The organism is Microbacterium sp. Leaf288 (assembly GCF_001422925.1).
Classification (GTDB): Bacteria; Actinomycetota; Actinomycetes; order Actinomycetales; family Microbacteriaceae; genus Microbacterium.
On the sequence record NZ_LMNI01000001.1, the window covers coordinates 693755 to 709764 of the forward strand.

Consider the following 16010-nt stretch of genomic DNA (forward strand, 5'->3'; position numbering starts at 1 on the left):
AAAGCTACGCGCGCGGGGGGCCTTGCGACCATGGCGGATCGTGGCGATGACCTGGACGATCCAACTGCCATCCGTGACAGGATTCCGGAGTGGAGCGTGCAGAAGGCTTCGAGCGGGAGCGGCTGAGCGTCGTCCCTCGTCCTCTCGTCGACGCTGCGCTCGCGCGGCCGGTCACACGGCGCATGCTGGTGACGGATGCCGGGTACTTCCCGCGTGCGAGACACCATGGACGACACCGCCCCGATGGGGCGGCGGAGACGATCGTGATCGTGTGCGTCGCCGGGTCGGGATGGGTGGAAGCGGAGGGCGTCCGCACGCGGGTGGGGAGTTCGACGGCGATCGTCATCCCCGGCGGTGTGGCCCACTCGTACGGCGCGGATGCGACCGATCCCTGGACGATCTGGTGGTGCCATGTGCGCGGGAGTGACGTGCTCGAGCTCACCGAGGCGGCCGGTATCCGTCCCGACCGGTTGACGCTGTCACTGCGCCAGGTCGAGCGCGTCACCGCCCTGCTCGACGAGATCTCGATGTCGCTCGCTCTCCAACCGACGCCGGCGCGTCTCATCGCGACGTCGGGAATGGCGTGGCGCCTGTTCACCCAGCTCGTCGTCGATCGTGCCCTTCCGAGCGAGGGTGCGCCCGTCGAGCGTGCGATGCGCTATCTCGAGGAGCGTGTCGACGGGCGCGTGCAGGTCGCGGAGCTCGCCGCCATGGTCGGGGTGTCGCCGTCGCACCTCGCCGCGCTGTTCCGCCAGGCCACCGGCGGCGGTGTGCACGCGCACCACCAGGCCCTGAAGATGGCGCGTGCCCGGGCGCTGCTCGACACGACCGATCTGCCGGTCGCCGAGGTCGGGCGCCGGGTCGGGCTGGACGACCCGTTCTACTTCTCGCGGCAGTTCCGCCGCACGCACGGCATGAGTCCGCGCGCCTACCGCGAGCAGCACAAGGGCTGACGGGCGTCCGGGGCCGGGTCGGCCGTCTGGGCGGTTCGGGATCAGTCGCGCTTGCCGCGGCGCCGCCACCACTGCCAGATGATGACGGTGAGCGTGCCGAGCGTGATGATCGCGGCGGTCAGGAGGAGCAGCGTCTGCTCCGTCTCGGAGATCACGGGCGCTTGCCTTCCGCGGCGTCGGCCACGAGCTTCGCAACGCGCGCGGCGCGGGTCTCGGGGCGCCGCGCCGTGTCGACGTGGGAGATTCCCAGCTTGCGGCTCGAGGGCGGGAACGCGTCCCAGGCGGTGCGCGCAGCGGGCGCGGCGTCGAGCGCTGCAGCGAGGTCGTCGGGCTCGCGGAGCGCCTCGGCGTTGTCGAGCACCGTCCACGCGCCGTTCGCCTTGGCGACCTCGACCGCTCGGTAGCCGGCCTCGGTGATCAGGCCGGCCGCTTCGAGCTCGATGAGCCGCGCCTTGTTCGTCGCCGCCCAGCCGCTCGTCGCGCGCCGCGGCGCGAACCACAGGCCGCCGCGCTCGTCGTCGAACGAGCGCACCGGGCCGTCGATCCACCCGAAGCAGAGTGCTTGCAGGATCGCGTCCTCGTACCCGATGACCTCTAGGTCGGAGCCCGGTCGCGCCCGCACGAGCCACGCGCCCTTGGAGGTGCGATGGTTGGCGTCGAGCCACGCGCGCCAGGCCGCAGCATCCGTCACTTCCACCATCTCGCCGTCGTCGAGCGCACCCATGCCGCGACCCTACCGGGAGCCGGTGACGTCGCGCGCGGCGACCTCGCGCACCGTGTCGGCGAGCAGGCGCACCGCCTCCTCGACGAGGGGATCGGCGAGGTCGCCGTACCCGAGAACGAGGCGCTCAGGCGCCGGTGCGTCGGGTGAGACGCGGTAGCGGCGCATGTCGGTGAGAGCGAGCTCGCGGGGCTCGGCCGTGCGCACCACCTCGGCCGCGCGTACCCCGGGTGGCAGCTCGAGCACCACATGAAGCCCCGCCGCGATGCCCGACACGCGGCACTCGGGCATCGCGCGTTCCAGTGCCGCGAGGAGCGCCTCGCGCCGGCGCCGGTAGCGGGTGCGCGCGCCGCGCAGGTGCCGGTCGAGGCCGCCGGAGATGAGGAAGCGGGCGAGCGCGAGCTGGTCGAGCGTCGACGGCGCCGCCGATCCCGCGTCGCGCACGGCGTCGCGCAGCCACGGCGGCAGCACGAGCCACCCGACCCCGAGCGCGGGCGTCGCGGTCTTGCTGAGGCTTCCGGCGAGCACGACGCGATCGGGTGCCATCGCCTGCAGCGCGCCGATCGGGCGCCGGTCGTAGCGGAACTCGGCGTCGTAGTCGTCCTCGACGACGACCCCGTCGCGGGCGCGCGCCCAGGCGACGAGTCCCTCGCGGCGCTCGGCCGACAGCGGCACCCCCGTGGGGAACTGGTGCGCGGGTGTCACGAGAGCGGCGCGCGCGCCGGTGCGGACGGATGCCTCGACCAGCGCCGCGACGTCGATACCGCCGTCGTCGACGGGAACGGGCACCGACGTCAGCCCCTCCGCCGCGGCGACCTGGCGCATGCGCTGCCACGATGGGTCTTCGACGAGGAGCGCGGTGTGCCCCAGGGTGCGCAGTGCCCGGGCGACACGGCGCATGCCGTCGGCGGCGCCGTGCGTGACGAGGACGGCGTCCGCATCGGCCCGCGCGAAGCGCGACCGCGACAGGTAGGCGGCGAGCGCCGCGCGCGCAGCCGGCACGTCGCCGTCGAGCCGGAACAGCTCGGTGTCGGGGGTTTCGGTCAGCGCCTCGGTCACGGCGCGCAGCCACAGCGCACGAGGCGCGTTCCGCAGGTCGGGCACGCCGGGGGCGAGGTCGTACCGGGGTCGGTGCAGCGGCCGGACGGGCTCCGCCTCGGGTGGCGAAGCGGTGGCGCGCACCGTCCCCACGCCCTCTCCACGCGCCGCCGGCGCGTCGCGCGGAGCCTCGGGGCGCGTGGGCCCAGCGGCGACCCGCGTCGCCGACCCGGTCCGGGCCTCGAGGATGCCCTCGGCCGTGAGCCGCCCGTACACCTCCGTGACCACCCACCGCGAGACGCCGAGCGACGTCGCGAGCAGGCGGCTCGGGGGAAGTGCGGCACCGGACGCCAGGCGGCCGGTGGCCACAGCATCCCTCACCGCCTGCTCCAGCCGCACGTGGCGCGGGCCCTCGTACGCGGCGAGGTCGAACAGCGTCTCCCACGCGACCGGATTGGTCTGGGTTTCTGCCATGGAATCGGATCGTACTCCCAGACCGCTCGCGATCCACGATGGGAACACGAACCACGGAAAGGGCACATCATGCAGTTCCGCACCATCTCCAACGGCACGACCTCGTTCGAGGTCTCGACCCTCTGCCTCGGCACCATGTTCTTCGGCACGCGCACCGACACCAGGACGTCGCTCGAGATCCTCGACCGCTTCGCCGACGCCGGCGGCACCTTCGTCGACACCGCGAACAACTACAACGCGTGGGTCGGCGGACACGGCCGCGACAGCGAAGACGTGCTCGGCGCGTGGATCCGCCGCCGCGGGGGACTCGGCGACGTGCGCCTGGCGACCAAGCTCGGCGCCGCGAAGAAGGACCCTGCGCTGCCGCTGCAGAACGTCGAGCCGACGAACTTCCAGGGATTGTCGGCCGAGGTCGTCGCCCGCGAGGCGCGCCTCAGCCTGCAGCACCTCGGCGTCGAGCGCATCGATGTGCTGTACGGGCACGTCGACGACCGCGAGACGCCGATCGCCGAGACGGTCGCCGCCTTCGGACAGCTGCAGCGCGAAGGACTCGTCGGCATCTCGGGCATCTCGAACGTCGCGCTGTGGCGCCTCATCGAGGCGCGCGACGAGGCGCTGCGGCAGGGCGTCGACCCGTACGGCGTCGTGCAGCAGGGCTACAGCTACGTCTACCCGAGCCCGGGCTTCGGGCGCACCAACGACGTGTCGGTCGAGCTCCTGGACTACGTCGCCGCCGCGGGAACCGACGGACGTCCGCCGCTCACGATCACGGCGTACTCGCCGCTGCACCAGGGCGCGTTCGCCCGCGACGACAAGCCGATGTGGGCACCCATGCGGCACGCGTCCAACCGCGAGCGCGTGCGCGCGCTGCACGACGTCGCGGCCGAGATCGGTGCGACGCCGAACCAGGTCGCGCTGTCGTGGCTGCTCGGCGCCGAGGTGCCGGTGATCCCCGTGGTCGGCATCTCGAGCGTCGCGCAACTGGAGGAGGCGCTCGCCGCGTCGGAGCTCGTCCTCGACGCCGACGTGCGCGCCCGCCTCGACGCCGCCGACCTCGACGTCCGCGCCGCGGTCGCGGCCTGACCGGTGCGGCGGCGCTGTGCCCGGCGCAGGGGCCGCAGCATCCGCCTCCTCATTTGAGGTCGTGGGCCGAGCTGAGGGCCGGGCGCGGCGTATCGGTCCGCATCTCGGCTCTGCTCCTCAATTGAGGACCGGAGCTTGCGCCCGCAAGACCGGGATCGCACGACGTAGTCGCGACCGAACGCGCGGGAGTGCAGCATCCGTCTCCTCATTTGAGGTCGTGGTCCGAGGTGAGGGTCGGGCGCGGCGTATCGGTCCGCTTCTCGGCTCTGCTCCTCAATTGAGGACCGGAGCTTGCGCCCGGAAGACCGGGATCGCACGACCGAATCGCGACCGAACGCGCGGGAGTGCAGCATCCGTCTCCTCATTTGAGGTCGTGAGCCGAGGTGAGGGCCGGGCGCGGCGTATCGGTCCGCGTCTCGGCTCTGCTCCTCAAATGAGGACCAGCGGCTGGCACGGGGGAGCTGCGGGCGGGGGCGGGCGCTGCGGAAGCCCGCCTCCTTCCGGGGAACGGATGCCTCGGGCCGAGGCATCCGTGTTCCCCGTGCTACAGCAGCTCGGGGTCTTCGGACTCGACGGGCTCGTGGTCGAGGAGGTCGGCGACCGAGTCCAGCACCTCGTCGGGGCGGAAGGGATAGCGGGCGATCTCGGCGGCGTCGCTGATGCCCGTCAGGACGAGCACGGTGTGCAGGCCTGCCTCGATGCCGGCGACGACGTCGGTGTCCATGCGGTCGCCGATCATGCCGGTGTTCTCGGAGTGCGCGCCGATGCGGTTCAGGGCCGAGCGGAACATCATCGGGTTCGGCTTGCCGACGACGTAGGGCTCCATGCCCGTCGCCTTGGTGATGAGCGCCGAGATCGCACCCGTCGCCGGCAGCACGCCCTCGGTCGAAGGGCCGGTGGCGTCGGGGTTGGTCGCGATGAAACGGGCGCCGGCGTTGATGAAGCGGATCGCCTTCGTGATCGCCTCGAACGAGTAGTTGCGGGTCTCGCCGACGACGACGTAATCGGGATCGGTCTCGGTCATGATGAAGCCGGCCTCGTGAAGGGCCGTTGTGAGGCCCGCCTCGCCGATGACGAACGCCGAGCCGCCGGGCATCTGCGACTTGAGGAAATCGGCGGTGGCCAGGGCCGAGGTCCAGATCGACTCCTCCGGCACGATGAGGCCGGAGGCCCGCAGCCGGGCCGACAGATCGCGCGGCGTGAAGATCGAGTTGTTGGTGAGAACGAGGAACGGCACACCCTGATCGGTCCACTGCTGCAGCAGATCCGATGCCCCGGGGATGGGGGTGTTCTCGTGGACCAGCACGCCGTCCATGTCGGTGAGCCAGCATTCGATGTCCGCGCGGGTCCGCATGCGTCAAGACTAGGCGGCGGGCAGGCGTAGGGTCGTTCCCGTGACGTGGGACCCCCGGACCCTCCCAGACCTTTCCGGACGCGTGTACCTCGTGACCGGATCCAACGCCGGCCTCGGTTACTTCGCGTCCGAGCAGCTCGTGCGCGCCGGTGCGCACGTGCTCATGTCAGCGCGCCATCCGAACCGCCTGTCGGCCGCGCGCGCGGCGATCCGCCGCCGGGTTCCGGAGGCCGCACCCGACGCGACCGAGCCGCTCATCCTCGACACCTCGAACCTCGCGTCGGTGCGCTCCGCCGCTGCGAGCGTCCGCGGCAAAGGCCCTCTCGACGGCGTGCTGCTCAACGCCGGCATCGTCCATGCCCCGAAGTCGCGCGAGACCACGATCGACGGGCACGAGGTCGTGTTCGCGACCAACGCCCTCGGCCACTACGCGCTCGCCGGAGAGCTCCTGCCGGCTCTCGCCGACGCCCACGGGCGCATGGTGTGGGTGGGGAGCATGTCGACCTCGCTCACGCCGTACGACCCGGTCGACCCGCAGCTCGTCGACGACTACACGGCCTGGCGCGCGTACGTGCAGTCGAAGGTCGCGACGACGGCGCTCGGGTTCGAGGCCGACCGGCGCCTCCGCGCGGCCGGCATCCCGGTCGCGAGCGTCGTCGCCCACCCGGGCTACTCGACCGGCGGCCGCACGCCCGGCATCGTCGGCGTCAACGAGCCGTCGCGCGCCAAGCGCTTCCGCGACAACCTGCAGGCGGCGATGGCGCAGTCGAAGGAGCACGGCGCCTGGCCGCTCGTGCGGGCCCTCACGGATCCCGAGGTCGAGGGCGGCGAGTTCTGGGGCCCGCGCACCGGCTCGCGCGGCGAGCCCCGCAAGCAGACCGCCTCGAAGATCACCCGCGACCCGGTCGTGGCCGCGCGCCTCTGGGACGTCGCCGAGACCGCCACGGGCGTGCGCTGGCCGTTCGAGGTGACGGCGCGCCGCTGACCCGCGCGCACAGCATCGGAGGTTGTGGGCGGCACGCCGGCGCGCAGCATCCCGTCCCCGGCGTGTCGTCGTGAATCTCCGATTCTGTGTCGGGACACGCATGCCGCGACCCCGGCCGAGACTCGCGTCAGGCGCTGAGCCAGACGGCGTCGGCTGCGGCCTCGGGAAGCGACACCGACGCGGTCCCGATGCCCTCACCCATCGTTAAACGCAGGGCCGCAGCATCCGTCACCGTCACGGTCGCGCCGACGGCCACGCCGGCCGACTCGACGGCCCGAAGCAGCTCCGGGTCGCGGTCGCTCACGCGCAGCACGCGGCCCACGTGTCCGACCGGCGCGGTGGCGAGCAGCACGAAGGGTTCGCGGTGGACCTGGCCCGCAGCATCCGGGATCGCGTCACCGTGCGGGTCGAAGCGCGGCCTGCCGAGCCGCTCGTCGATGCCCTCGAGCAGCCGGTCGCTGATCGCGTGCTCGAGCACCTCGGCTTCGTCGTGCACCTCGTCCCACGCGTAGCCGAACTCGCTCACGAGCCACGTCTCGATCAGGCGGTGGCGGCGGATGATCGCCGCCGCGCGGCGCTCACCCTCCTCGGAGAGCGCGATGGGCCCGTACGGGCGATGCGTGACGAGACCCTGGGCGGCGAGCTTCTGGACCATCTCGGTGACGCTCGACGGCGCGAGGCCGAGCTCAGCGGCCAGCTGCGACGGCGTGATGCGGTCGTCCTGCCACTCGGTGTGGTGGTAGATCGTCTTCAGGTAGTCGTCGATCGCAGGGGAGGCCACGGTTTCAGGGTACCGGGCGGCCTTTCACGCGCCCGTCAGCACCAGGTACAGCAGCACGCCGTTGAGGGCGATGAGGAACACGGATGCTGCGATCCCCGCGATCGTCGTCCACACGCGGTTGCGGTACCCGCCGAGCACCTCGCGGTTGGCGGTGAGCGCGACCAGGGGGATGAGCGCGAACGGGATGCCGAACGACAGCACCACCTGGCTCAGCACGAGGGCGACCGTCGGGTCGAAGCCGATCGCGAGGATCGCGAGTGCGGGGATCAGCGTGACCAGCCGGCGGGCGAGCAGCGGCACGCGGATGTGCAGCAGGCCGTGCATGATCTCGGCGCCGGCGTATGCGCCGACCGACGTGCTGGCCAGGCCGCTGGCCAGAAGGCCGACGGCGAACAGCGTGGCGACGAGCGGCCCGAGGCCCGCGTACAGCGCGGCGTACGCACCCTCGAGCGAGTCGGTGCCGGGGACGCCTGCGAGATTCGCCGCCGCGAGCAGCAGGATGCAGAGGTTCACGGTGCCCGCGATCAGCATCGCGATGGTGACGTCCCATTTGGTCGCGCGCAGGAGGCGACGGGTGGGGATGCCGCGCAGCTCGGCCAGCGTCGGGTCTGCCGGGGCCCCGATCGGGGCGTCGGCAGCGCGGGAGCCGCGCGGCATCAGTCGGTCGCCGCCGAGCGCCCCGCCGGCCGGCGCCGGGGCGAAGCGGTCGCGCGCCAGGGCGCTGTGCGCGTAGATGGCGTGCGGCATGATCGTGGCGCCGAGGATCGACGCCGCCAGCAGCACCGAGTCGGTGCCTTCGAAGCGCGGCACGAGGCCCGCCACCACGCTCGCGCCGTCGGGCGGGGCGACGAACACGCCGAACGAGAACCCGATCGCGATGATGGCGAGCAGGCCGATCACGACGAACTCGAACGTGCGCGGACCGCGCCGCGACTGGATGAGCAGGAGCGCGATCGACACCGCGCCGGTGATCGCGCCGCCCCACAGCAGCGGGACGCCGAAGAGGAGGTTGAGAGCCACGGCGCCGCCGATCACCTCGGCGATGTCGGTCGCCATCGCGACGAGCTCGGCCTGCAGCCAGTACGCGCGGCGGCCCCAGCGGTTGCCGATGCGGTGGCCCAGGGTCTCGGGGAGGCTGCGGCCGGTGACGATGCCGAGCTTGGCCGACAGGTACTGGATGAGCCAGGCCATCACGTTGCCGAGCACCACGACCCACACCAGCAGGTACCCGTACCGGGCGCCCGCCGTCATGTTGCTCGCGACGTTGCCGGGGTCGAGGTAGGCCACCCCCGCCACGAGCGCCGGGCCGATCAGCCATGCGAGGCGCGGCATCGACACGCGTCGGCTCAGGAGCGGCGTCGGCGTGCTGACATCCTCGGCAGTTTTCGGCATACCGAAAACGTACCCTGTTTTCGGTGCACCGAAAAGACTGCGACGGCACAGTCAGCCGGCGAGACGAGGGAATCGGCTGAGACCGGGGACGCGGTCCTGTGTCTCGGTGAGAGTCCCCTGTCTCGGGGTGCGGTCAGTCGCGGCGCAGGCGGCGCAGCCGCCAGACGTTGCCGCGCTCGGTCTCGTGGACGAGTTCGTCGAGGGTGGCGAGGGCGATCGCGAGCCCTCGTCCGGACTCGGCGTCGGAGCCTGGCATCGAGACCGAGCCGAGGTCGATGAGGGCGGGCTCGGCGGTGTCGGTGAAGACCGCCGAGAGCGCGTCGGCGTCGGCCTCCAGTTCGACGGTCACGTGGACGGGCTCCCGCGCGAGGGCGTGCTCGGCGACATTCGTGGCGACTTCGCTGACCGCCAGGCGGAACAGCATCGCGTCCTCGTCGCCGACGTCCGGGACGCGGCGGAGCAGCTCGTCGAGGGCATCGTGCACGCGGTCGACGAGCGCGTCGTCGGCCACGCCTTCGAGGCGGATCGTCGGCTCAGTCGCCATCGAACGCCGACTCCGGCGTCGGGTGATCGCGCAGCACGCGGTCGAGGTTGGTGAGCTTCAGTACGCGGCGCACCGGCTCGGTGGCGGCTGCGATGCGCAGGTCGCCGCCGGCGAGCCGGGCCGACTTGAGGCCGCCGATGAGCGCGCCGAGCCCGGACGAGTCGACGAACTCGGTGCCCGACAGGTCGACCACGATGCGCGTGCTGCCGCCGCCGACGAGGTCGTCCACCGCCTTCTTGAGCCGGGGCACGGAGGTCGCGGTCAGCCGGCCCTCGGGCCGGACGACGGCGAAAGCCTCGCCGGGTGTCACGATCAGATTCACGCTGCCTCCTCGGGCTCGGGGACGGGCCGCGCGGGCCCGCGGTACAGGGCGGCCTGGACGATGACGCTCAGCACGGCCAGGTCATAGATCACCCACACCGTGTTGACGAGCGTGCCCGTGCCGTCGGCGGTTCCGACCGCCAGGCGTGACAGGCCGAGCACGAGGGCGAGCGCGAGCACCACGATCGCCGTCAGCTGCGGCCAGATCTCGCGCCACGGCGGGCCGGACTCGTCGCGGCCGTCCTTCTTGGTGACGGCGAAGCCGAGGGGGCGCTTCAGCACGACGTTCGAGAACGCCGACGTGCATGCCTTGATCCACACCGGGAAGAGCGCCAGCGCGTACTGCTGGCCGCGCCACGTCTTGATGCCCTTCGCCACGACGAGGAACAGGATCTGGTTGACGATGAAGTACGGAAGGAAGCGCGCGAAGAAGTCGACGCTCCACGCGGTGACCGGCATCACTCCGAAGACGAGGTAGATGACCGGCGCCGCGAGATAGACGATCGCCGTGAATCCCGACAGGTAGCTCCACATCGTCGCGAAGTACATCAGCCGCTGACCCGCCGACAGGCCCTTCTTCGCGAGCGGGTTGTCGCGCAGCATCACCTGGAGGGTGCCCTGCGCCCAGCGCAGTCGCTGCGTGAGCATCGTGCGCAGGTCCTCCGGGGCGAGCCCGTGCGCCAGGATCTCGTGGTGGTAGACGCTCTTCCAGCCGAGCGAGTGCAGCTGCATCGCCGTCGCCATGTCCTCGGTGACCGAGATCGTGGCCATCGGCTGCACGGGCTGCGCCTCGTCGGGGCGGTCCACGCGGAGCGCCTCGAGCAGTGCCGACACCGAGTCGATGGCGCCGAGCGGCGACAGCTCGCGCGCGGCGAGGGCGTCCAGGCCCGCGTCGTCGATGACGATCGCGTCGAGCTCGGCGTCGCGCTGGACCGGCAGCTCGCCGATCGACGCGAGGTCGGCGCGCATGCGCGACAGGTCGCCCCGCACCAGCTCCCGCGAGGCCGTGTCGACGGCGGATTGCACGCGGTAGGTGACATCCGCGATCGGCTCGCCCTCGTCGAGCCGGGCGCGGGCCTGCGTGACCTCGCTGCGCAGCACCCGCAGCTGCTGACGCACGGCGGGATCGGCGTCGCGGTCGCGCGCCGCGTGGGCGAGCAGCGACTCGGAGGCCTTCAGCGTGCGCGCCGTGGACTGCTCGAGGCTGCGGACGTACCCGACGATGCCCAGCTGCATGAGTGCGTCGCGGCGCAGCACGGCGTTCGAGCCGCAGAAGAACGCCGCGTTCCAGCCGTCCTTGCCTTGCTGGATGGGGCCGTAGAACAGCGGCGCCTGACTGCCGAGCGGATCCGCGTCGTCGACGTTGACGAACCACTGCGGGGTCTGGACGAGGGCGACCTCAGGGTCGTCGGCGAAGTAGCCGAGGGTGCGGTGGAGGATGAGCGGATCGGGCACCTGGTCGGCGTCGAGGATCAGGAGGAACTCGCCCTCCGTCTGGAAGAGCGCATTGTTGAGGTTGCCGGCCTTCGCGTGCCGCGGCTTGCCGGCCCAGTCGGCGGAGCGCGTGATGTAGCCGACGCCGAGCCGGCGGGCCGCGGCGGCCATGTCGGGTCGCGCACCGTCGTCGAGGATCCACGTCTCGTGCGGGTAGGCGATGGACTTCGCAGCCCGGGCGGTCGCGATCACCATGTCGACGGGCTCGTTGTAGGTCGTGATGAGCACGTCGACCGTGCCCTCGGGAGGCGAGGCCGGGGCCGGGCGCTCGCGGGCGCGCCACATCGTCGCCGAGAACAGGAAGGTGTCGATGAGGCTGTAGGTCTCGGCGATCACCAGCGGCACCGCGATCCACCACGCCGCCCAGTTCACCGAGTCGAGCCAGCGCCAGACGATGTAGTTGACGCCGAGCAGCACCGACAGCAGCGCCAGGATGCGGATCCAGACGAAGCGTGCGCTCACGCATCCCTCCTCACGACGAGCACCGTGACGTCGTCGGGCGCGCCGCGCCGCGCGGCGAGGGCCGTCGCCTCCTGCACGGCCCCGGCGGGGCCGAGATCGCGCAGCGTGTCGTGCACGTGACCGAACGGGTCGTCGGCGTCGAGCACGTCGAGCAGGCCGTCGCTGCAGACCATGAACACGTCACCCGGATCGAGCTGCGCCGCCGATGCCGTGCGGGTCTCGTCGAATCCCATGCCCAGCGGCAGGCCCGTCGACCTCAGCGGCTCCCACGTCCCTCCGGCGCGCAGCACGAACGCGAGGCTGTGTCCCGCGTCGACGAAGGCCATCCTGCCGGACGCGATGTCGATGTCGGCGGCGACGGCGGTCACGAAGATGTTCGACCCGCCGATGTCGTCCTCGAGCATGCGGTCGATCTCGCTCACCGCCTGGGTGAGCGGGCGCTCCGGGGCGGTGCGCAGCGAAGCGCGCACAGCGGAGGCGATGATCGCGGGCCCCGCACCCTTGCCCATGACGTCGGCCAGGGTGACCCGCAGCCGCCCGTCCACGACCTGCCAGTCGTAGACGTCGCCGAGCAGATGCCCCGCCGGAGCAGCCGCGGCGGCGAGCGTGTAGCCCGGCACCTCGGGCGTGCGCGCGGGGAGCATCGCGCGCTGGACGACGGACGCGTAGTCCAGCTCGCCCCTGTCCATGATCTCGGCCTGCACCCACAGGGCGAGTTCGCGCAGCAGCTCCCTGCCGCGATCGTCGAGGGTGCGCGGCTCGGTGTCGACGATGCACAGCGTGCCGACCTGCTCTCCGCCCGGCGCTCGCAGCGGATGCCCGGCGTAGAACCGCAGGTGCGGATCGCCGACCACGAAAGGGTTCTCGGCGAACGTGTCGTCGGTGGTGGCATCCTCGACCACCAGCGTCCCCTCCTGCCGGATCGTGAGGTCGCAGAAGGAGTCGGCGCGCGGCGCCTCGTGGCCGCCGAGACCGATCTGCGCCTTGCGGAACTGCCGGTCGCCGTCCATGAGCGTGACGCTCACCATGGGGACGCCGAACATCTCCTGAGCCAGCCGGGCGACGCGGTCGACGCGTTCATCCGGTGGGGTGTCCAGCACCCCGAGTGCTTCGATGGCGCGCTGACGCTTCTGATCGTCGAACAACTGGCCCCCCGGTCGTACGGTCTTTCCCAGTATGACCGGCGTGCGCTTTCCGAGTCGAGCCGAACCACGCAGTGAGACGAGATCGGTCGGCCACACGCCGTGCGAGCCGTCCGTCGGCACGTCCGCGACGGCCGCCGCACCCCTGATCGCCGAGAAGGGTTCGCGATTCAGGATGGATGCCGCGTGACGGCGCCATGGCGCTCGCTGCGGGCGTCCGGTCCTGCGTTGCGAACCGCAGCGCGGGATAGCCTGGGCCGGTGAACCCGCCCGAGCAGAGCGCCGAGCCCGCCGAGCCGACGCTGCCGGTCGGCGTGGGGCCGTGGCCGGGTGGTCCGGACGCGTGGCCCGACGATCCGCGGTACGACCGCGAGCTGCTCGCGAACGGCGACGCCCGCAACGTCGTCGACCCTTATCGGTACTGGACGATGGACGCCATCGTCGCCGACCTCGACACGCGCCGCCATGCGTTCCACGTCGCGATCGAGAACTGGCAGCACGACATGAACATCGGCTCGATCGTGCGCAGCGCCAACGCGTTCCTCGCCGCCGAGGTGCACATCATCGGCAAGCGCCGCTGGAACCGCCGCGGGGCCATGGTGACCGACCGCTACCAGCACGTGCGCCATCACGAGACCGTCGAGGCGTTCACCGCGTGGGCGGATGCCGCGTCCCTGCCCGTGATCGCGATCGACAACGTCGAGGGGTCGCTGCCGCTGCCGGCCGCCGACCTGCCCGAGGCGTGCGTGCTGCTGTTCGGCCAGGAAGGACCCGGGCTGTCGCCCGAGGCGCTGGCGGCAGCATCCGGAACCGTCCAGATCGAGCAGTACGGTTCGACCCGCTCGATCAACGCGAGCGCCGCCGCGGCCGTCGTCATGTACGAGTGGTGCCGCCGCTGGGCGTGAGCCCGGGCCTCAGGCGGGAGACGTCGTCAGTCCGGAGACGGGCTGAGGCGGGGTCGTCACGGCGTGCCGACGCGGCGTGAACGCGAAGCGTGAGAGGTCCGCCACGACGCCCGCTGCCCGCGAACGCGACGGCATGAAGCGGAGGAAGAACACGAGGCGCAGGATCCACGCGACCGCGCCGGTGAACGGCACCCCGTACAGCTCCGAGATGCCGCGACCGAAGCCGAGCGAGGCCGCGCGCCCGAGCCCGCGGTAGGTGAAGCGCCCCGCCGTCCGTCCGCTCAGTCGCCCTGCGATCGCGCGGCCGATGTGGTCGCCGCCCTTCATCGCCCACAGCGCGTTGGCGGGCACGGGCTCGCCTGTGACGGGATGCTCGACCCGCGCGCCGTCGCCCGCCGCCCACACGCCGTACCGGACCGCGAGCGTCGGCTGCGTGCGCAGGCGACCGCGTTCGTCGCGCCAGGGGTCGAGCCCGGGGATGCGCACGGGACGCTGGCCGGTCGTGGCGACGACCGTCGCCGTCGGGAGGGCCGAGCCGTCGGAGAACCGCGCCGCGGTCGGCGTGACCTCGGTGAGCCGAACGCCGGTCACCACCCGCACCCCGAGTCGTTCGAGTTCCCGCGCGGCGCGAGCCGCCAGCCGTGGCTGATCGGACCACTCGCCGACGAGGTGACCGCGGGAGTGCACGAGGGTGACGGGATGTCCGCGGTCGGCGATGGCCGCCGCCAGCTCGACGCCCGCGATCCCGCCGCCGGCGACGACGACCGGTGATCCGGGAACACCCGCGAGGTGGTCCGCGAGTTCGGCGATCTCGTCCGGGCCGCGCAGGGCGTAGCCGTACTCGGCGAGCCCGGGGACCTCGGCGACCGGCTCTCTCGCTCCGGTGCCGACGACGAGATGGTCGTAGGCCAGCGTCTCGACGTCGCCGTCGTCGTGGCGTCGGTACGACACCGACTGGCCCGCGGCGTCGATGCGCACCGCACGGCCCTCGATGATGCGGGCGAGCGGCATCGCCTCGGCCAGCGGCGTGGCCACGCGGTCGCGGTCGATCATCCCCGCCAGCAGTTCGCCGGTGAAGCCGTGGAAGCGGTGCGCGGTGTCGGCCGAGATGACCACGATCTCGAGGTCGCCGCGCCGCAGTCGTCGCCCGGCACGACGCGCGAGGGTCGCGTAAGCGTGGAGGGTGACGTAGCCCCCGCCCAGCAGCACCACGCGGGTCATGCGATCACCGTCGCGCGTCGCTCGAGCGCCACCGGTGCGCCGAAGCTCGTCGGGGCGGCCGCGTGGAAGCCGAGATGTGCGAGTCGGGCGGCCCGAGCACGGATGCCGTCGATCTGCTCGAGCGTGGGGTTGCCGATCGAGAAGTGGCCGCGGTGGCCGGTGAGGGCGAGGATCGCCGTCTCGGCGAAGCAGGCGTACGAGCGGCCATCGGGCAGGCCGATCTCGCCACCCGTGAGCCGCAGGCTCGGGATCGAGACGATGCCGCCGTCGACCACGAGCACATCGGGCCGCGCGGTGGCGAGGGCGGGCGACGTGTTGCGCGGCTGGGTCGCGTCGAGCACGATCGCGCCGGGCGCGAGGTGGTCGGGGCCGAGGATCGTGTCGGCCGAGGCGGTGAGGAGCACGACCAGGTCGGCGCCCTGGACCGCATCGATCGAGAGCGCGACCGTGACATCGACGTCGCCGGCGACCGACGCCGCGAGCGCTTCCAGGCGCGGTGCGGTGCGGGCGATCAGCGTCAGACGTACCTCCGCGGGGTCGCGGGCGAGCAGCTTCGTGACCGCGCTGCCCACGCTGCCGCTGGCGCCCACGATCGCGATGTGCGGACGCGTCGTGCGTGCCGAGACGTGGGGGAGCAGCATCCGGATCTGGTCCTCGACGATCGCCGCCGTGAACGCGTTGCCGTTCGTCACCCCGATGTCGGAGCGTCCGCGCAGGGTGGCGCCGCCGGCCGTCACCGTCGCGGTGAGCGCGCCGAGTCCGACGACGTCTGCGCCGAGCGCGGCGCCACGGTCGACCGCGCGGGTCACGCGCCGCCGGCCGCCCTCGACGTCGGAGAGTAGATGGCGTGCGCCGAAGGGAACCAGCACGACGTGGCCGACGCGCTCGCCGCCGATCTGCACGCCGGCCATCGTGATCGGCGGCAGCGGCAGGCGCCGCAGCGCGGCGTCGTAGACGGACTCCGGCACCAGTCCCAACGGCCGCCATGCGCGAGCGAGGTCCTCGCGCAGACGCGCACGGGGGTGGACGGTGAACGCGAATGTTCCGGTGCCGGACACGGGACGCTCCTTCCGGCGGCCGCGGATGGACGCCATGTGACTCAGGAGCGGTCGGCAGCGGGCGTGATACGTCCGTGCGCGG

At 72.2% G+C, this 16010-nt stretch carries 15 protein-coding genes; 4 read left to right on the top strand and 11 right to left on the bottom strand.

Annotation, left to right across the window (positions count from 1 at the left end):
- Positions 1-89: 89 nt before the first annotated feature.
- Positions 90-953, top strand: coding sequence for an AraC family transcriptional regulator (locus ASF40_RS02925; RefSeq protein WP_056366086.1), 864 nt, complete (start codon positions 90-92; stop codon positions 951-953).
- A gap of 151 nt (positions 954-1104) precedes the next feature.
- On the opposite strand, the gene ASF40_RS02930 is transcribed toward ASF40_RS02925, so the two are convergent.
- A complete protein-coding gene (locus tag ASF40_RS02930) occupies positions 1105-1677 on the bottom strand; it encodes a YdeI/OmpD-associated family protein (protein WP_056366090.1) in 573 nt (190 codons plus the stop codon).
- Between the two features lie 9 nt (positions 1678-1686).
- The gene (gene pdxR, locus ASF40_RS02935; protein WP_056366093.1) at positions 1687-3186 is read right to left on the bottom strand and encodes a MocR-like pyridoxine biosynthesis transcription factor PdxR; all 1500 of its coding nucleotides are present in this window, start codon (positions 3184-3186) and stop codon (positions 1687-1689) included.
- Between the two features lie 69 nt (positions 3187-3255).
- Between pdxR and ASF40_RS02940 the strand changes: the two genes are divergently transcribed.
- Positions 3256-4269, top strand: a complete 1014-nt coding sequence (locus tag ASF40_RS02940; RefSeq protein ID WP_056366096.1) for an aldo/keto reductase — start codon at positions 3256-3258, stop codon at positions 4267-4269.
- A gap of 544 nt (positions 4270-4813) precedes the next feature.
- Here ASF40_RS02940 and ASF40_RS02945 read toward each other — a convergent pair.
- A complete protein-coding gene (locus ASF40_RS02945; RefSeq protein ID WP_056366099.1) occupies positions 4814-5623 on the bottom strand; it encodes an HAD-IIA family hydrolase in 810 nt (269 codons plus the stop codon).
- A 40-nt stretch (positions 5624-5663) separates the two neighbouring features.
- Between ASF40_RS02945 and ASF40_RS02950 the strand changes: the two genes are divergently transcribed.
- Positions 5664-6608, top strand: a complete 945-nt coding sequence (locus tag ASF40_RS02950; RefSeq protein WP_056366102.1) for an SDR family NAD(P)-dependent oxidoreductase — start codon at positions 5664-5666, stop codon at positions 6606-6608.
- A 127-nt stretch (positions 6609-6735) separates the two neighbouring features.
- Here ASF40_RS02950 and ASF40_RS02955 read toward each other — a convergent pair whose 3' ends face one another.
- The 6 genes from ASF40_RS02955 to ASF40_RS02980 all read right to left on the bottom strand — a co-directional run bounded on the left by ASF40_RS02955 (position 6736) and on the right by ASF40_RS02980 (position 12747).
- Complete coding sequence (locus ASF40_RS02955) at positions 6736-7389, bottom strand: metal-dependent transcriptional regulator (RefSeq protein ID WP_056366107.1); 654 nt, start codon at positions 7387-7389, stop codon at positions 6736-6738.
- Between the two features lie 24 nt (positions 7390-7413).
- Positions 7414-8721, bottom strand: a complete 1308-nt coding sequence (locus ASF40_RS02960; protein WP_056366767.1) for an Nramp family divalent metal transporter — start codon at positions 8719-8721, stop codon at positions 7414-7416.
- 193 nt (positions 8722-8914) lie between these two features.
- Entirely contained in the window at positions 8915-9325 is a 411-nt protein-coding gene (locus ASF40_RS02965) for an ATP-binding protein (RefSeq protein ID WP_056366110.1), read from the bottom strand.
- A complete protein-coding gene (locus tag ASF40_RS02970) occupies positions 9315-9647 on the bottom strand; it encodes an STAS domain-containing protein (protein WP_056366114.1) in 333 nt (110 codons plus the stop codon). The genes ASF40_RS02965 and ASF40_RS02970 overlap by 11 nt, the downstream gene beginning before the upstream one ends.
- Complete coding sequence (locus ASF40_RS02975) at positions 9644-11602, bottom strand: glycosyltransferase family 2 protein (protein WP_056366117.1); 1959 nt, start codon at positions 11600-11602, stop codon at positions 9644-9646. The genes ASF40_RS02970 and ASF40_RS02975 overlap by 4 nt, the downstream gene beginning before the upstream one ends.
- Positions 11599-12747, bottom strand: coding sequence for a PP2C family protein-serine/threonine phosphatase (locus ASF40_RS02980; RefSeq protein WP_157549360.1), 1149 nt, complete (start codon positions 12745-12747; stop codon positions 11599-11601). Before ASF40_RS02980 ends, ASF40_RS02975 begins: the two co-directional genes overlap by 4 nt.
- A gap of 257 nt (positions 12748-13004) precedes the next feature.
- Here ASF40_RS02980 and ASF40_RS02985 point away from each other — a divergent pair, with 257 nt between their 5' ends.
- Positions 13005-13649 carry a TrmH family RNA methyltransferase gene (locus tag ASF40_RS02985; RefSeq protein ID WP_056366120.1) on the top strand — a complete coding sequence of 215 codons (645 nt, stop codon included), beginning with the start codon at positions 13005-13007 and terminating at the stop codon, positions 13647-13649.
- A 9-nt stretch (positions 13650-13658) separates the two neighbouring features.
- Here the strand turns inward: ASF40_RS02985 and ASF40_RS02990 are convergent, their stop codons facing one another.
- Entirely contained in the window at positions 13659-14870 is a 1212-nt protein-coding gene (locus tag ASF40_RS02990) for an NAD(P)/FAD-dependent oxidoreductase (protein WP_056366124.1), read from the bottom strand.
- Positions 14867-15928 carry a semialdehyde dehydrogenase gene (locus ASF40_RS02995; protein ID WP_235560109.1) on the bottom strand — a complete coding sequence of 354 codons (1062 nt, stop codon included), beginning with the start codon at positions 15926-15928 and terminating at the stop codon, positions 14867-14869. Before ASF40_RS02995 ends, ASF40_RS02990 begins: the two co-directional genes overlap by 4 nt.
- Between the last annotated feature and the right edge of the window lie 82 nt (positions 15929-16010).